General features: G+C 59.7%; 12 protein-coding genes. 7 read left to right on the top strand and 5 right to left on the bottom strand.

Going from position 1 to position 15,858, the window contains the following annotated elements; translation table 11 throughout:
- The first annotated feature begins 10 nt into the window (after positions 1-10).
- The 7 genes from panB to ACA046_RS04035 all read left to right on the top strand — a co-directional run bounded on the left by panB (position 11) and on the right by ACA046_RS04035 (position 10,576).
- Positions 11-811, top strand: a complete 801-nt coding sequence (gene panB / locus ACA046_RS04065; protein ID WP_459025988.1) for a 3-methyl-2-oxobutanoate hydroxymethyltransferase — start codon at positions 11-13, stop codon at positions 809-811.
- Entirely contained in the window at positions 808-1,659 is an 852-nt protein-coding gene (gene panC, locus ACA046_RS04060) for a pantoate--beta-alanine ligase (protein WP_459025986.1), read from the top strand. Before panB ends, panC begins: the two co-directional genes overlap by 4 nt.
- A 225-nt stretch (positions 1,660-1,884) precedes the next feature.
- The gene (gene pgi / locus ACA046_RS04055) at positions 1,885-3,549 is read left to right on the top strand and encodes a glucose-6-phosphate isomerase (RefSeq protein WP_459025984.1); all 1,665 of its coding nucleotides are present in this window, start codon (positions 1,885-1,887) and stop codon (positions 3,547-3,549) included.
- Between the two features lie 105 nt (positions 3,550-3,654).
- Positions 3,655-5,592, top strand: coding sequence for an acetate--CoA ligase (gene acs, locus ACA046_RS04050; RefSeq protein WP_497675950.1), 1,938 nt, complete (start codon positions 3,655-3,657; stop codon positions 5,590-5,592).
- 6 nt (positions 5,593-5,598) lie between these two features.
- Positions 5,599-6,474: an oxygenase MpaB family protein gene (locus tag ACA046_RS04045; RefSeq protein WP_459025980.1), complete on the top strand. Its 876-nt coding sequence runs from the start codon at positions 5,599-5,601 to the stop codon at positions 6,472-6,474.
- A 43-nt stretch (positions 6,475-6,517) separates the two neighbouring features.
- A complete protein-coding gene (locus ACA046_RS04040) occupies positions 6,518-7,534 on the top strand; it encodes a class I SAM-dependent rRNA methyltransferase (RefSeq protein WP_459025978.1) in 1,017 nt (338 codons plus the stop codon).
- A 108-nt stretch (positions 7,535-7,642) separates the two neighbouring features.
- Complete coding sequence (locus tag ACA046_RS04035; protein WP_497675949.1) at positions 7,643-10,576, top strand: DUF748 domain-containing protein; 2,934 nt, start codon at positions 7,643-7,645, stop codon at positions 10,574-10,576.
- Positions 10,577-10,906: 330 nt separating this feature from the next.
- Here the strand turns inward: ACA046_RS04035 and ACA046_RS04030 are convergent, their stop codons facing one another.
- The 5 genes from ACA046_RS04030 to rbfA form a co-directional block, all read right to left on the bottom strand.
- The gene (locus ACA046_RS04030) at positions 10,907-11,527 is read right to left on the bottom strand and encodes a BON domain-containing protein (RefSeq protein ID WP_003212178.1); all 621 of its coding nucleotides are present in this window, start codon (positions 11,525-11,527) and stop codon (positions 10,907-10,909) included.
- 295 nt (positions 11,528-11,822) lie between these two features.
- Positions 11,823-13,928, bottom strand: a complete 2,106-nt coding sequence (gene pnp / locus ACA046_RS04025; protein WP_076013749.1) for a polyribonucleotide nucleotidyltransferase — start codon at positions 13,926-13,928, stop codon at positions 11,823-11,825.
- A gap of 194 nt (positions 13,929-14,122) precedes the next feature.
- Positions 14,123-14,392, bottom strand: coding sequence for a 30S ribosomal protein S15 (rpsO, locus tag ACA046_RS04020; protein WP_003176135.1), 270 nt, complete (start codon positions 14,390-14,392; stop codon positions 14,123-14,125).
- 115 nt (positions 14,393-14,507) lie between these two features.
- Positions 14,508-15,425, bottom strand: a complete 918-nt coding sequence (gene truB / locus ACA046_RS04015) for a tRNA pseudouridine(55) synthase TruB (protein WP_003212182.1) — start codon at positions 15,423-15,425, stop codon at positions 14,508-14,510.
- A gap of 3 nt (positions 15,426-15,428) precedes the next feature.
- Complete coding sequence (rbfA, locus tag ACA046_RS04010; protein WP_017478568.1) at positions 15,429-15,830, bottom strand: 30S ribosome-binding factor RbfA; 402 nt, start codon at positions 15,828-15,830, stop codon at positions 15,429-15,431.
- Between the last annotated feature and the right edge of the window lie 28 nt (positions 15,831-15,858).

Below are 15,858 nucleotides of genomic sequence, written 5' to 3'. Positions count from 1 at the left end.
GACCCTTTTCATGCCAAACGTTACCCTGAGCACCTTGCAGAGCCTCAAACTCAAAGGTGAAAAGATCACCATGCTGACCTGCTACGACGCCACTTTTGCCCAGGCCAGCTGCCAGGCAGGAGTTGAAGTGTTGTTGGTGGGGGACTCCCTGGGCATGGTTCTACAAGGGCATGACAGCACCCTGCCGGTCACCAACGACGAAATCGCTTACCACACCGCCTGCGTCAAACGCGGCAACGAAGGCGCCTTCATCATCGCCGACCTGCCCTTCATGGCCGACGCCACCATCGAACAGACCCTGACCAACAGCGCTCAACTGATGCGTGCCGGTGCACACATGGTCAAGGTTGAAGGTGCCGCGTGGCTTGCGGAGTCGATTCGCCTGCTGGCTGAACGTGGTGTGCCGGTTTGCGCGCACATGGGCCTCACGCCCCAGTCGGTGAATATCCTCGGCGGCTACAAGGTGCAAGGCCGCGGCGAAGCCCAGGCGCGTCAGATGCGGGCCGATGCCATCGCCCTCGAGCAGGCCGGTGCGTGCATGATTTTGCTGGAGTGCGTGCCAAGCGAGTTGGCAGCGGAAATCACCCAGGCCGTCAAAATCCCGGTGATCGGCATCGGCGCCGGTTCTGGCACCGACGGCCAGGTATTGGTACTGCACGACATGCTGGGCCTGTCCCTGACCGGTCGCGTACCCAAGTTCGTGAAGAACTTCATGGCTGGCCAGGACAGCATTCAATCGGCCCTCGCCGCCTACGTCAGCGAAGTCAAAGCCGTTACCTTCCCAGGCGCTGAACACGGATTCTCTGCATGAACACCGTCAAGACCGTGCGCGAACTGCGCGCCGCCGTTGCCCATGCCCGCAGCGCAGGCAAACGCATCGGCTTTGTGCCCACCATGGGCAACCTGCACAGTGGCCATGCCACGCTGGTGACCAAGGCTGCGCAACAAGCGGACTTCGTGGTCGCGAGCATTTTCGTCAACCCGCTGCAATTCGGCGCCGGCGAAGACCTGGACAAGTACCCGCGCACCTTGGCAGCTGACCAGGAGAAGCTGCTGCAAGCCGGTTGCAACCTGCTGTTCGCCCCGACCGTCGACGAGATGTACCCCGACGGCATGGCCGGCCAGACGCGCGTCAGCGTGCCACAACTGTCCGAAGGACTGTGCGGCGCCAGCCGTCCCGGGCATTTTGAAGGTGTGGCCACGGTGGTCAGCAAGCTGTTCAACATGGTCCAGCCAGACCTGGCGATCTTTGGCCAGAAGGACTACCAGCAACTGGCAGTCATTCGCGCCATGGTCCATGACCTGAACATGCCGATCCAGATTATCGGCGAGCCGACCGTTCGCGCCGACGATGGCCTCGCGCTGTCGTCGCGCAACGGTTACCTCACCGAAGAGCAGCGCGCGATCGCACCGGTGCTGTACCGCAGCCTCAGCCAGATTGCCGCCGCCATTGAAGCGGGCGACCGTGATTTCGCCAAACTGCGCGCGGCACAGGTCCAGCAGATTGAAGCCGCGGGCTTTCGCATGGATTACCTGGAGGTCCGCCAGGGCCTGCACCTGCGTCCGGCCACCGCTGAAGACAAGGATCTGGTGATTCTGGTCGCCGCCTACCTGGGCGCCACCCGGCTGATCGACAACCTGCATTTGCAGCTGAACTGACCCCGCGGCACACCCCTCCTGTTGCACTGCCTGATCGGCCGGTATAAAAAAGTACCGGCCACAGCGCAGACAAAGCCAAGACAGATCGACACGCTAGGTTTAATGTATTCGCCCTACGCTATTCGTTGGCGTCGACCGGAGCCTGTCATCTTCACAAAGACAGGACATTCCCGGCTTTGAAGTGTCCTACAAGCAGTCCCAGCAATAAAAAGGAAACCCGCAGCGATGGCGTACTACCGCACCCCTCATGACGTTACCGCTCTGCCCGCCTGGCAAGCGCTCAATCAACATCGCCAAGCCATGCAGGATTTCAGCATGCGCGAAGCCTTTAATGCCGATCCCCAGCGCTTTACCCAGTTCACCTTGAGCAGCTGCGGACTTTTCCTCGATTACTCGAAAAACCTGATCACCAGCGAAACCCGCGACCTGCTGGTAGGCCTGGCCAAGGAAGTCGACCTTCAGGGCGCGATCAAGTCGCTGTTCAACGGCGAGCCGGTCAACTCTTCCGAAGGTCGCCCGGCGCTGCACACCGCGCTGCGTCGCCCGGTCGGCGACAAGCTGTCGGTCAACGGCGTGAACATCATGCCGGACGTGCACAAGGTGCTGAACCAGATCACTGACCTGGTCGGCCGCATCCACGACGGCCTGTGGCGTGGCTACACCGAAAAGCCGATCACCGACGTGGTGAACATCGGCATCGGTGGCTCGTTCCTCGGTCCGGAGCTGGTGTCTGAAGCGCTGTTGTCCTACGCCCACAAAGGCGTGCGCTGCCATTACCTGGCGAACATCGACGGCAGCGAGTTCCACGAGCTGACCATGAAGCTGCGCGCCGAGACCACGCTGTTCATCGTTTCGTCGAAATCCTTCAACACCCTCGAAACCCTGAAAAATGCCCAGGCTGCCCGCGCCTGGTACCTGGCCCAGGGTGGCTCGGAAGCCGAGTTGTATCGCCACTTTATCGCCGTATCGAGCAACAACGCGGCCGCCGTGGCGTTCGGTATCCGCGAAGAGAACATCTTCCCGATGTGGGACTGGGTTGGCGGTCGTTACTCGCTGTGGTCGGCCATCGGCCTGCCGATCGCGCTGGCCATCGGCATGTCCAACTTCAAGGAACTGCTGTCCGGTGCCTACACCATGGACCAGCACTTCCAGACCGCGCCGTTCGAAGCGAACATGCCCGTGCTGCTGGGTCTGCTGGGCGTGTGGTACGGCAACTTCTGGGGCGCGCAGAGCCACGCGATCCTGCCGTACGACCACTACCTGCGCAACATCACCAAGCACTTGCAACAGCTGGACATGGAATCCAACGGCAAGAGCGTGCGCCAGGACGGTACACCAGTTTCCACCGACACCGGCCCGGTTATCTGGGGCGGCGTAGGCTGCAATGGTCAGCATGCTTACCACCAGTTGCTGCACCAAGGCACCCAGCTGATCCCGGCCGACTTCATCGTGCCGATCGTCAGCTTCAACCCGGTCTCCGACCACCATCAGTGGCTGTACGCCAACTGCCTGTCCCAGAGCCAGGCACTGATGCTCGGCAAGACCCGCAGCGAAGCCGAAGCCGAGCTGCGCGAAAAAGGCATGGACGAGGCCGAAGTGCAGAAGCTGGCACCGCACAAGGTGATCCCGGGCAACCGTCCGAGCAACACCATTGTGGTTGAACGCATCAGCCCTCGCCGCCTCGGCGCGCTGGTGGCCATGTATGAACACAAAGTGTTCGTGCAGAGCGTCATCTGGGGCATCAACGCCTTCGACCAATGGGGCGTAGAGTTGGGCAAGGAACTGGGCAAAGGCGTCTACAACCGCCTGACCGGCACTGAAGAGCAGCCGGCGGACGATGCGTCCACCCAAGGGTTGATCAACTACTTCCGCGGTCGTCACCGCGGTTGATGTAATGCCTGCAAGGCCAACGTCTGTTTGGACGTTGGCCTTGAACCCGCCTGCCACAGGGTGCATCTTTATTGCTTGTCGCAAAAACAAGAATAAGGATCCCTCATGTTCGATATCAGCACGTTCCCCACCGCCGATGCCGTCCGCCGGGCTGCGCAACTCAGTCAAGATGACTACCAGCGCCTCTACCGCCAATCCGTCGAACAACCCGATACCTTTTGGGCCGAGCAAGCCAAGCGCTTTCTCGACTGGTCCACGCCTTGGCAAACCGTTCAGAAATCCGACATCAAGACCGGCGCCGCCCAATGGTTTGCCGGCGGCCAACTGAACGTCAGTTACAACTGCATCGACCGCCACCTGGCGCAACGTGCCGACCAGCCGGCCTTCATCTGGGAAGGCGATGATCCTGCAACGTCTTCGACAATCACCTACCGCCAACTGCACCAAAACGTCAGCCGCCTGGCCAACGTGCTGAAAAGCCGCGGCGTAAAGAAAGGCGACCGGGTGTGTATCTACATGCCGATGATTCCCGAGGCGGCCTACGCGATGCTCGCCTGTACGCGGATCGGCGCGGTGCATTCGGTGGTGTTTGGTGGTTTCTCGCCGGACGCTCTGCGCGACCGTATTCTCGACGCCGACTGCCGCACGGTGATCACCGCCGATGAAGGCGTGCGCGGTGGCAAGCCTGTGGCGCTGAAACAGAATGTCGACAAGGCCCTGGCCAGTTGCCCGGACGTCAGCACAGTTCTGGTGGTGCAGCGCACCGGCGCGGCGGTCAATTGGACCGAAGGCCGCGACCTCAAGTATCAACAGGCCCTGGATGCGGCCAGCGACGACTGCCCGCCCGAGCCGATGGAGGCGGAAGACCCGCTGTTTATCCTCTATACCTCCGGCAGCACCGGCAAACCCAAAGGTGTGCTCCACACCACCGGCGGTTACCTGTTGCAGGCTGCGATGACATTCAAGTACGTCCTCGACTACCGCGACGGCGAAGTGTTCTGGTGCACTGCAGATGTCGGCTGGGTCACCGGCCACAGTTATATCGTCTATGGGCCGCTGGCCAATGGCGCCACATCGCTGATGTTCGAGGGTGTGCCGAGCTATCCGGACAGCTCGCGCTTCTGGCAGGTAATCGACAAACACAAGGTCAACATCTTCTACACCGCGCCTACCGCCTTGCGCGCGCTGATGCGTGAAGGCCACGGCCCATTGGAAAATACCTCCCGCGCCAGCCTGCGCCTGCTGGGCAGTGTCGGCGAGCCGATCAACCCGGAGGCCTGGGACTGGTACTTCAACGCGGTCGGCGAACAACGCTGCCCGATTGTCGACACCTGGTGGCAGACCGAAACCGGCGGCATCATGCTCAGCCCGCTGGTCAGCGCCCAGCGCATCAAACCCGGCTGTGCTACCCAGCCGATGTTTGGCGTAGTGCCGGTGCTGCTTGATGAGCAAGGCAAGGAAATCAGCGGCGCCGGCAGCGGCGTGCTGGCGATCAAGTCCAGCTGGCCAGGGCAAATCCGCAGCGTGTACGGCGACCCGCAGCGGATGATCGACACCTATTTCAAACCCTACCCCGGCTACTACTTCACCGGCGACGGCGCCCGGCGGGACGAGGACGGCGATTACTGGATCACCGGGCGTATCGATGATGTGATCAACGTGTCCGGGCATCGTATCGGCACCGCCGAGGTGGAAAGCGCCCTGGTGTTGCATGATCAGGTCGCCGAAGCCGCCGTGGTGGGCTATCCCCACGACGTCAAGGGCCAGGGCATCTATGCCTTCGTCACGCCCATGAATGGCGTTGAGCCCGACGACGCGCTGAAAAAGCACTTGCTGGACCTGGTGAGCAAGGAAATCGGCAGCTTCGCCAAGCCCGAACTGATTCAATGGGCACCGGCCTTGCCGAAAACCCGCTCAGGCAAGATCATGCGGCGGATTTTGCGCAAGATTGCCTGCAATGAACTGGACAGCCTGGGAGATACTTCCACCCTGGCCGACCCGAGCGTGGTGGATGGCCTGATCGACAAACGCCTCAACCGATAGGAACCCATGGAATTCATTCGCAGCCGCATCGAAAACCAGCTGATGAGCCTGACCGGCCTATCGCTCGGCCAACTCGACCTGGAAAACCCCAAGGGCGATCCAGGTCTCTTTGGCCCGAACTCGGTGAGCTGGAAGGTCCATGGCGACTTCAGCAGCATGTTGATTGGCGGCATCAGCGCGCTGATGTTGCAGGCGTTGCACCCGTTGGCCCTGGCCGGCGTGTGGGACCATTCGAACTTTCGGCAAGACATGCTGGGGCGGCTACGTCGCACCTCGCAATTTATTTCCGGCACCACGTTTGGCTCACGACGTGACGCCGAATGGCTGATCGAGAAAGTGCGCACCATCCACCTGCAAGTGGTGGGGCATGCGCCTGATGGTCGACCGTATGCCGCCAGCGATCCGGAATTGCTGACGTGGGTGCATGTGGCGGAGGTCAGTAACTTTCTTGCGGCCCACCTGCGTTATTGCAACCCGGAACTATCCCCCAGGGATCAAGACCGGTACTACAGCGAAATCGCCCTGGTGGCTGAGCAACTGGGTGCGCGCCATGTGCCGCGCTCACGTCAGGAAATTTCCGACTACCTTGAGCGCATTCGCCCGCAACTGCTGTGTGACGACCGCAGCCACGAAGTGCTGCGTCTGCTGGTGAATGCGCCGTCCCCCAGCACCTTGGCCAAGCCGTTTGGCTCGCTGATGATGCAGGCCGGCATCGACCTGCTGCCAGACTGGGCCAGCGACATGCTCGGGCAGAAGCAAAGCCCGCTGCAACGCCAGATGATTCGCGCCGGGGTCAAGCGCAGCGCGCCATTGCTACGCTGGGCCATGCGCAACGGTTCGGTGCAACGGGCCCACAGGCGAATGGGCCTGCTGGAGCCATAACTGTTAAACTCCCGCGCCCCCATTACTCTGCAAGGCGCGCAATATGTCTTCCTTGAATCAGGCGCTGCGCGCCGCCCTCGATCATCGCCAAGACCTGCTCGCTGAGCTGCATGCCCAAGGCACCGATTGCTATCGCCTGTTCCACGGCAGCCAGGAAGGCGCCGGCGGCCTGACGATCGACCGCTACGGCCCGCAACTGCTGGTGCAAAGCTTTCACCAGTCGCTGGAAAGCGACGACCTGCTGCAACTGCACCAGGCGATCAACCAGTACCTGGGGCTGGAACTGCTGCTGGTCTACAACGACCGCTCCCGGGGCAACTCGCGCATCGACCGTGAAGACACGGTGTACCGCGCGGAACCTGCGGCCCTGGAAGACTTGATCGGCCACGAATGGGACCTCAACTACCGCGTACGCGGCCGCCATGCAGGGCAAGACCCGCTGCTGTTCCTCGACCTGCGCAATACCCGCGGCTGGGTCAAGACACACAGCGCCGGTAAAAGCGTGCTGAACCTGTTTGCCTACACCTGTGGCGTAGGCCTGAGCGCGGCTGCCGGTGGCGCCCGTGAGGTGTGCAACCTGGACTTTGCCGAGGGTAATCTCGCGGTCGGTCGCGAAAACGGCCTGCTCAATCCGCAATTGCCGACGATGGAATTCGTGCAGTCCGACTACTTCCCGGCAATCCGCCAACTGGCCGGCCTGCCCATCAGCCAGCGTCGCGGCCAGAAACTACCGAGTTATCCACGCCTGGAGCAACGCCAATACGACCTGGTACTGCTTGACCCTCCCGCCTGGGCCAAGAGCGCGTTCGGCACCGTCGACCTGCTGCGCGACTATCAGAGCCTGCTCAAGCCGGCACTGCTGGCCACCGCCGACAACGGCGTGCTGATCTGCTGCAACAACCTGGCAAAAGTCAGCATGGACGACTGGCGCGACCAGGTCCTGCGCTGCGCCGAAAAGGCCGGGCGCCCGGTACGTGACTGGCAGATCATGCCCCCTGGCGCAGACTTCCCGTCGCAAGACCAGCAGCCTCCGCTGAAGACGCTGATCCTGCAGTTGTAGGATCTGTCCCAAAAGAGCCTGGCCGCAGGAATAAAGGCCCGTTGCTTCGGAACCGTAAACCCGTGCCATACTCCAAGGCACTCTTGATTGACATAGATGGCGTCACATATGCCCAAAGGATTGATTCGCGCCGCTGGCGCCTTGCTGACCGCCCTTGCTCTGTACAGTTTGCTGGGCTTCCTTATTCTCCCCGGCATCGCCCTTCGCGTGGCCAACCAACAGTTGGCCAATTACGCCACCGTGCCGGCGCGCATCGAGCGTATCGAGCTCAACCCGTTCAGCCTCGAATTGACCGTGTGGGGCCTGAATATCGGTGAGCCTGGCAAGGAGCAAGTGGGCTTTGAACGCCTCTATGCCAACCTGCAGATCGACAGCCTATGGACCCGCGCCCTGCACCTGGCTGACGTACAGCTCGACAAGCCCAAGACCGAGCTGCTGTTCGACAAGTCCGGCCAACTCAACCTGGCGCAACTGTTCAAATTGCCAGCCAGCGAGCCGACGTCCACCGACCCCAACGCCAAGCCGTTCCCGCTGCGCATTGATAACATCAAGCTGGCAGCCGGCTATGTGCACTTCCAGGATTTGCGCCCCAGCGAACCGATCGAGTTTCTCTACGACAAGCTGGATTTCGAGCTGAAACACCTCAGCACGCTGCCCGAAGACAACGCTGATATGACGCTGGTTGCGGCCGGCCCTGAAGGCGGGCAGATCGATTGGACCGGTAACTTCAGCCTCATCCCGATTGCCTCCGAGGGCAAACTCAAGGTTACCGACGGCAAGATGAAAGTCTGGTGGCCGTATGTACGTGACGCGTTACCGCTGGTTCTGGAAGACGGCATCCTCAATTTCAGCACCGACTACAAGCTGAGCCTGGCCAAGGAAACCGAGCTGAACCTGACCAACGTCGCCCTGAGTGTCGCGCCGTTTGCGATCAAAGCCCCGGATGGCCGGCCACTTGCCCGCCTTGAGAAGCTGGAAGTCAGCGACACCACTGTCGACCTGGCCAAGCAGCAGGTAATTGTCGGCAAGATCCGCAGCAACAAGCTCGAAACCTGGGCAGCCCTTGAAGCAGACGGCCAACTGGATTGGCAGAAACTGTTTGCCAGCCAACCGAGCAAGCCTGCACCCTCCGCCGAGCCAGCCACCGCACCCGCCACCGCCGACTCGCCAAAGCCCGCACCGGCAGCGCCGAGCAAACCATGGCAAGTGCTGCTCAAGGATGTGCAACTGCGCAACTATCAAGTGCACCTGGCGGACCGTTCCGCCAAGCCGGCAGTCGCCCTGGAAGTGGGGCCGCTGAACCTTGACCTGCAGGATTTCGACAGCCTCAACCAAAGCCCGTTTACCCTCAAGCTGGATACCGGCGTAGGCAAACAGGGCAAGCTCCAGGCGACCGGCCAGGTCAACCTGAACCCGGTCAGCGCCAAGCTGAAAGTGGATACCAAGGACATCGACCTGCGCGTCGCCCAGTCCTACATCAGCCCGTTTATCCGCCTGGAACTGCGTAGCGGCATGCTCGGCAGCAACCTCGACGTGAACCTGAAAAGCACCGAGCCTTTGGCGTTCCAGGTGACTGGCCGGGCACAGGTCGATCAGTTGCACACCCTGGACACCCTGAAGACCCGCGACTTCCTGAAATGGCAGCGCCTGGTGCTGGAAGGCGTGAATTATCAACATGGCGACAGCCTGTCGATCGACAAGGTCAACCTGCTGCAGCCTTATGCGCGCTTCATGATCAACGATGACCGTACCACCAACATCGATGACCTGCTGATCCCACAGCCGGCCGACAGCGGCAGCAAGTCCGCGGCCAAACCTGCGGCCGGCAAAGAGAAGCCCCTGGGCATTCATATTGGTCAAATTGCGATCAACGACGGTTCGGCCAACTTTGCCGACTTCAGCCTGACCCCGAACTTCGCCACGGCGATTCAACAGCTCAACGGCCAGATCGGCACCATCGACAGTCGCCAGGCCAAGCCAGCGAGCGTCGACATCAAGGGCAAGGTCGACCGTTATGCGCCGGTGACCATCAAGGGCAATGTGAACCCGTTTGACCCAATGGCTGCGCTGGACATCGCCACCAGCTTCAAACGTGTCGAACTGACCAACCTGACGCCCTACTCGGGCAAGTTCGCCGGGTTCCGTATCCGCAAGGGCCGGCTCAACCTGGACCTGCATTACGTCATCACCAAGGGCCAGTTGAAGGCCGAGAACAAGGTGGTGGTCGAGCAACTGCAACTGGGTGAGAGGGTCGACAGTGCTGATGCCGTGGACCTGCCGATACGCCTGGCGATTGCTCTGCTCAAGGATTCCGACGGCAAGATCTCCATTGAGCTGCCGGTGACCGGCGACTTGAACAACCCGCAATTCAGCGTGATGCCGATTGTCTGGCAGACCCTGCGTAACCTGGTGGTACGCGCGGCCACTGCGCCCTTCAAGTTCATTGGCGGGTTGATTAGCGGTGGTGGTGCACAAGACCTTGGCAACGTGTCGTTCGCCGCAGGTTCCAGTGAGCTGAGCAAGGAGTCCCAGTCGGCACTGGACAGCCTGGCCAAGGCCCTCAAGGAGCGCCCTGCCCTGCGCCTGGAGATCGAAGGCACCGCCGCTGCCAGCAGTGACGGTCCGCTGTTGGCCGCACAGCGGCTGGAACGCGAATACCAGTACAACTACTACAAGATCCTCCAGCGCCGTGGCGATAAGGTCCCGGCCCAGGCGTCACTGCTTGAAGTCCCGGAAAAGGAAAAGGCCCCGCTGCTGGAAGGCATCTACCGTACCCGCCTGAAACAACAGCCGCCGGCCGAGTGGAAAGACCTGAGCAATGACGAGCGCACCGCCAAGCTGCGGGACGGTGTGATCAAGTTCTGGAGTGGCAGTGACGTGTTGCTGCGCCAACTGGGCCAGGACCGCGCCAGCGCGATCAAGGACTATCTGGTGGACAATGGCCAGCTGGAAGATGATCGGGTTTACTTTATCGATGCCAATCTCGGGCAGGCGGAGAAAGATGGTCGGGTGGTGACACCGATGCATCTGGATGCCGAATAATCCGGCGCCTGCTGAGCACCTGTGGCGAGGGGGCTTGTCCCCCGTTGGGCTGCGCAGCGGCCCCAATCAGGGCGTCGCGGTCATTCAGGCAGGTCACCGTCGTCATACCAAGGGGCCGCTACGCGGCCCAACGGGGGACAAGCCCCCTCGCCACAAGAGCCTCGCTAACCCCCCACTTTTCTACCCACAATAGAACAGGCCCCGGCACAAGTGCCGGGGCCTGTAATGACCACATCCGTGTGGTCGGTCGCATGAACCTGTGAGGTGCATTGAGCGGATATCTAACTCGCTCGTGGCCGCCTCCGCCTAGCTCAGGCGATTCGTTAAGCGTTACTCTGCTTTCAGGCCGTCGGCCGATACAGCTTTAACGCCTTTGATTTTCTTGGTGATGTTCACCGCGGTGGTTTTCTGTGCTTCAGTCACTGCGACGGTCGACGACAGGGAAACTACACCTTTGTTGGTTTCGACTTTGATGTCGGTGCCAGGAATACCTTTCTCGGTTACCAGGTCAGCTTTCACTTTGGTGGTGATCCAAGTGTCCGAGGTGGACTCTTTGGCGCCAGCAGCTGCGCTTTTGGTTTTGTCGACGTTATCAGCCTTGGTAGCACCGCCAGCCATCAGGCCGTCAGCCGAAACTGCGGTTACGCCTTTGATTTTTTTGGTGATCGCTACAGCAGTGGCTTTCTGCGCGTCGGAGATAGCGACTGTCGAGGACAGGGAAACCACACCTTTGTTGGTTTCTACCTTAATGTCCGAACCAGGAATACCTTTCTCGGTCAGCAGGTCAGCTTTGACTTTGGTGGTGATCCAGGTATCCGAAGTGGACTCTTTAGCCTTGGTGACTTCACCGGCCGCCAACGTCATTGGGGCTTGGGAAGTCTGAGCAAAGGCTACGTTAGCACCCATGGCCAGGGTCAGAGCGGTAGCAGTAGCGAGAGCGAACTTCTTCATACGAGTAACTCCTGTTTTATTAAAAGTCTGCAGTACGTAAACCTTGATGCTGCAGCGTTAACAGGGATATTGCAGGCAGTGTGCCAACTCGAGACGATCCATTAAATCCTTATAAAACAACACGTTATGAAATCTGTCAATTTTCGGAATCGTGCAACTTGCATGAAGACGACCGTGCCTGCATGCAAGTTGCGGCTTTTGAGATTGGCTAAACGCCTGATTTCGCGACACTTTCCCGCAGGCATAAAAAAAGGACTCCGAAGAGTCCTTTTTTCAGCTTACAGCGACGTGGTGATTAAACGCCCGAAGCCTTGGCTGCTGCTACGTCCTTGATGGACAGCTTGATACGGCCGCGGTTGTCCACGTCCAGTACCAGCACTTCCACTTCCTGGCCTTCTTTCAGGATGTCGGTCACTTTCTCAACGCGAGCATCGCTCAGCATGGAGATGTGAACCAGGCCGTCCTTGCCAGGCAGGATGTTGACGAATGCGCCGAAGTCGACGATGCGCTCAACCTTACCGACGTAGATCTTGCCGATCTCGGCTTCAGCGGTGATACCCAGGACGCGCTGACGTGCAGCTTCAGCCGCTTCCTTGGTTTCGCCGAAGATCTTGATCGAACCGTCGTCTTCGATGTCGATCGAAGCCTTGGTCTCTTCACAGATCGCACGAATGGTCGCGCCGCCTTTACCGATAACATCACGGATTTTGTCGGTGTCGATTTTCATCGCGATCATGGTCGGAGCATTTTCCGACAGTTCGGTACGGGACTGACCAATGATCTGGTTCATCTGACCGAGGATATTCAGGCGCGCTTCCAGGGCTTGGCCCAGAGCGATTTCCATGATTTCTTCGGTGATGCCCTTGATCTTGATGTCCATCTGCAGCGCGGTAACACCTTTGGCGGTACCGGCTACTTTGAAGTCCATGTCGCCGAGGTGGTCTTCGTCACCCAGGATGTCGGTCAGGATGGCGAACTTCTCGCCTTCTTTAACCAGGCCCATGGCGATACCGGCAACAGGTGCCTTCATCGGTACGCCAGCGTCCATCAGAGCCAGGGAAGCACCGCAGACCGAAGCCATGGAGCTGGAACCGTTGGACTCGGTGATTTCCGACACAACACGAATGGTGTACGGGAACACGTCGGCGGCAGGCAGCATCGCAGCAATCGAACGACGGGCCAGACGGCCGTGACCGATTTCGCGACGACCAGCGCCACCCATGCGACCACACTCACCTACCGAGAACGGAGGGAAGTTGTAGTGCAGCATGAACGGGTCTTTTTTCTCGCCTTCCAGGGTGTCCAGTAGCTGTGCGTCACGGGCAGTACCCAGCGTCGCGACTACCAGAGCCTGGGTTTCACCACGGGTGAACAGGGCCGAACCGTGGGTTTTTGGCAGAACGCCGACTTCGATGTTCAGCGGACGTACGGTGCGAGTGTCGCGGCCGTCGATACGTGGCTTGCCGTTAACGATGTTTTCGCGAACGGTGCGGTATTCGATTTCGCCGAAGGCTGCTTTGACTTCGCTGGAAGAAGGCTGGCCTTCTTCACCGGACAGCTTGGCAACAACCTGGTCCTTCAACTCACCCAGGCGAGCGTAACGGTCGGCCTTGATGGTGATGGTGTAGGCGTCGGAGATAGCGGTGCCGAACTCGGAGCGGATAGCGCCCAGCAGTGCGGTAGCTTCTGGCTGAGGAGCCCAGGTCCAGGTTGGCTTGGCAGCTTCAGCAGCCAGTTCTTTAACAGCGTTGATCACGACCTGGAACTCGTCGTGAGCAAACAGTACTGCACCCAGCATCTGGTCTTCGGTCAGCTCTTTGGCTTCCGATTCAACCATCAGAACGGCTTCCGAAGTACCGGCAACGACCATGTCCAGGCTCGAAGCTTTCTGTTGTTCGTAAGTCGGGTTCAGCAGGTAGCCGGTGCTTTCGTGGAACGCAACACGGGCAGCGCCGATCGGGCCATCGAAAGGAATACCGGAGATGGCCAGGGCAGCCGAGGTACCGATCATCGCAGCGACGTCCGGATCGGTCTTCTTGCTGGTGGAAACGACGGTGCAGACAACCTGCACTTCGTTCATGAAGCCTTCTGGGAACAGCGGACGGATCGGACGGTCGATCAGTCGGGAAGTCAGGGTTTCTTTCTCGGAAGGACGGCCTTCGCGCTTGAAGAAACCACCAGGGATCTTACCGGCAGCGTAAGTCTTTTCCTGGTAGTGAACGGAAAGAGGGAAGAAGCCTTTGCTTGGGTCAGCGGTCTTGGCGCCTACAACGGTCACCAATACGGTGACGTCGTCGTCAACGGTAACCAGCACTGCGCCGGAGGCTTGACGGGCGATACGGCCTGTCTCGAGGGTAACGGTCGACTGACCGAACTGGAATTTTTTGATAACCGGGTTCACGGTGTCCTACCTTCTTTGTGGCTCTTGGGGAACTTGTCTTCTTGCGAAATTCTTGGGCAATGTCGGGAATCGGCCCAACGCCTGTCCAGGGTAAAACGTGTATCCAGATAAAACTTGAGGCTGGAAGCCTGCCATGGGCCAGCGGGAAACCCACTGACACACGACAGCCAACCAACCTCTAGCGCAATCGCTTATTAGCGACGCAGACCCAGGCGACCGATCAGAGCCTGATAACGACCCAGATCCTTGCCTTTCAGGTAGTCCAGCAGCTTACGACGCTGGTTTACCATGCGGATCAGACCACGACGGGAGTGGTGATCTTTACCGTTGGCCTTGAAGTGACCTTGCAGCTTGTTGATGTTGTGGGTCAGCAGTGCAACTTGCACTTCTGGCGAACCAGTGTCACCAACAGCTTGCTGGTAGTCAGCTACGATTTGAGCTTTTTCTTGAACGTCGAGAGCCATGAGGCAATCCTTTTTTCAGGAAACCACCCAAAGGGCGGTTTCAACAGGCCAGGGACAAATCCCTGTATCTAAAAATGAGTAGTGACCGTGCCTGTTAACAGCCACCCTCGTTCGGTCATTCTGACCGAATCAGTCGACGCGGCGCGATGCGCCCGTCTTCGCTCACTTCACCGATACCGATAAAGCGACCGTTATGATCTTGTACCCGCACCATGCCGAACTTCGGGGCATCCGGTGCACGTACTGGCTGGCCGTTAAGCCAGTAGAACGCGCTGTGCTCCGAGAAGTGCAGCAATGGCCAATCCAGCAAACCGCTGTCCGATGGCATCAGGAAGCGATCAACCGCTTCGTTGCCGCCTTCGGCATGTACCGCTTCCAACTCTTCCAGCGTGACCGTCTGGGCCAGCGTGAAAGGGCCTGCCTGGGTGCGTCGCAGTTCTGCAACGTATGCGCCACAGCCTAGTTGCTCACCGATATCTTCCACAAGGGTACGGATATAGGTGCCTTTGCTGCAGTCCACCGCCAACCGGGCAGTGTCGCCTTCAGCGGCGAGCAATTCCAAGCGCGCAATAGTAACAGAACGCGGTTCGCGCTCCACCACTTCACCTGCACGTGCCAGCTTGTAAAGCGGCTGGCCATCACGCTTGAGAGCCGAGTACATCGGCGGTATCTGACTGATTTGCCCACGAAAAGCAGGTAAGGCAGCCTCGATATCAGCACGACCAACGGTCACTTCGCGAACCTGCAAAACATCACCTTCAGCGTCTGCCGTGGTGGTGGTCTTGCCCAGTTGCATCAGGGTTTCGTAACCCTTGTCGGAATCGAGCAGGTATTGCGAAAACTTGGTGGCCTCGCCAAAGCACAACGGCAACACGCCAGTTGCCAATGGGTCGAGGCTACCGGTGTGCCCTGCCTTCTCGGCATTGAGCAGCCAACGGACCTTCTGCAGCGCCGCATTGGAGGTAAAGCCAATGGGCTTGTCGAGCAGAATGATGCCGCTGACGTTACGACGGATACGTTTGACCTGAGCCACCGATTACTCCTTGGCGTCTTCAGGCGTGGCGGATACCGGGTGCTGATTGTCTTCAGCCACGGCCCGCTCGATCAGTGCCGACAGGTGCGCGCCACGCACGACGCTTTCGTCGTAGTGGAAGTGCAACTGAGGGACGCTGCGCAGCTTCATCTCACGGGCCAACTGCATGCGCAGGAAGCCTGCGGCAGAGTTGAGCACCTTGATGCTTTGCGCGATTTCTTCGCTGCTGTCCTGGCCCATCACGGTGATGAAGATCTTGGCGTGACCAACGTCACGGCTGACTTCAACGGCGGTGATGGTGACCAGGCCAACACGTGGGTCTTTTACTTCACGACGGATCAGCTGTGCCAGCTCACGCTGCATCTGATCGCCGATACGTTGGGTACGGCTGTATTCTTTTGCCATGTCTTGTTACCTGTTACTGCCACACGGT

The organism is Pseudomonas sp. LBUM1641 (assembly GCF_059716235.1).
The sequence above is the reverse complement of the archived record's forward strand: the minus strand, read 5'-3'. Positions and strand labels throughout refer to the sequence as shown.

What these genes read in the sequence shown, in the direction of transcription:
- ACA046_RS04040 (WP_459025978.1), top strand. Translation starts at nt 6,518, where the DNA reads ATGTCTTCCTTGAATCAGGCGCTGCGCGCCGCCCTCGATCATCGCCAA.
- pgi (WP_459025984.1), top strand. Translation starts at nt 1,885, where the DNA reads ATGGCGTACTACCGCACCCCTCATGACGTTACCGCTCTGCCCGCCTGG.
- rpsO (WP_003176135.1), bottom strand. Translation starts at nt 14,392, where the DNA reads ATGGCTCTCGACGTTCAAGAAAAAGCTCAAATCGTAGCTGACTACCAG.
- panB (WP_459025988.1), top strand. Translation starts at nt 11, where the DNA reads ATGCCAAACGTTACCCTGAGCACCTTGCAGAGCCTCAAACTCAAAGGT.
- ACA046_RS04030 (WP_003212178.1), bottom strand. Translation starts at nt 11,527, where the DNA reads ATGAAGAAGTTCGCTCTCGCTACTGCTACCGCTCTGACCCTGGCCATG.
- rbfA (WP_017478568.1), bottom strand. Translation starts at nt 15,830, where the DNA reads ATGGCAAAAGAATACAGCCGTACCCAACGTATCGGCGATCAGATGCAG.
- panC (WP_459025986.1), top strand. Translation starts at nt 808, where the DNA reads ATGAACACCGTCAAGACCGTGCGCGAACTGCGCGCCGCCGTTGCCCAT.
- ACA046_RS04035 (WP_497675949.1), top strand. Translation starts at nt 7,643, where the DNA reads ATGCCCAAAGGATTGATTCGCGCCGCTGGCGCCTTGCTGACCGCCCTT.
- ACA046_RS04045 (WP_459025980.1), top strand. Translation starts at nt 5,599, where the DNA reads ATGGAATTCATTCGCAGCCGCATCGAAAACCAGCTGATGAGCCTGACC.
- acs (WP_497675950.1), top strand. Translation starts at nt 3,655, where the DNA reads ATGTTCGATATCAGCACGTTCCCCACCGCCGATGCCGTCCGCCGGGCT.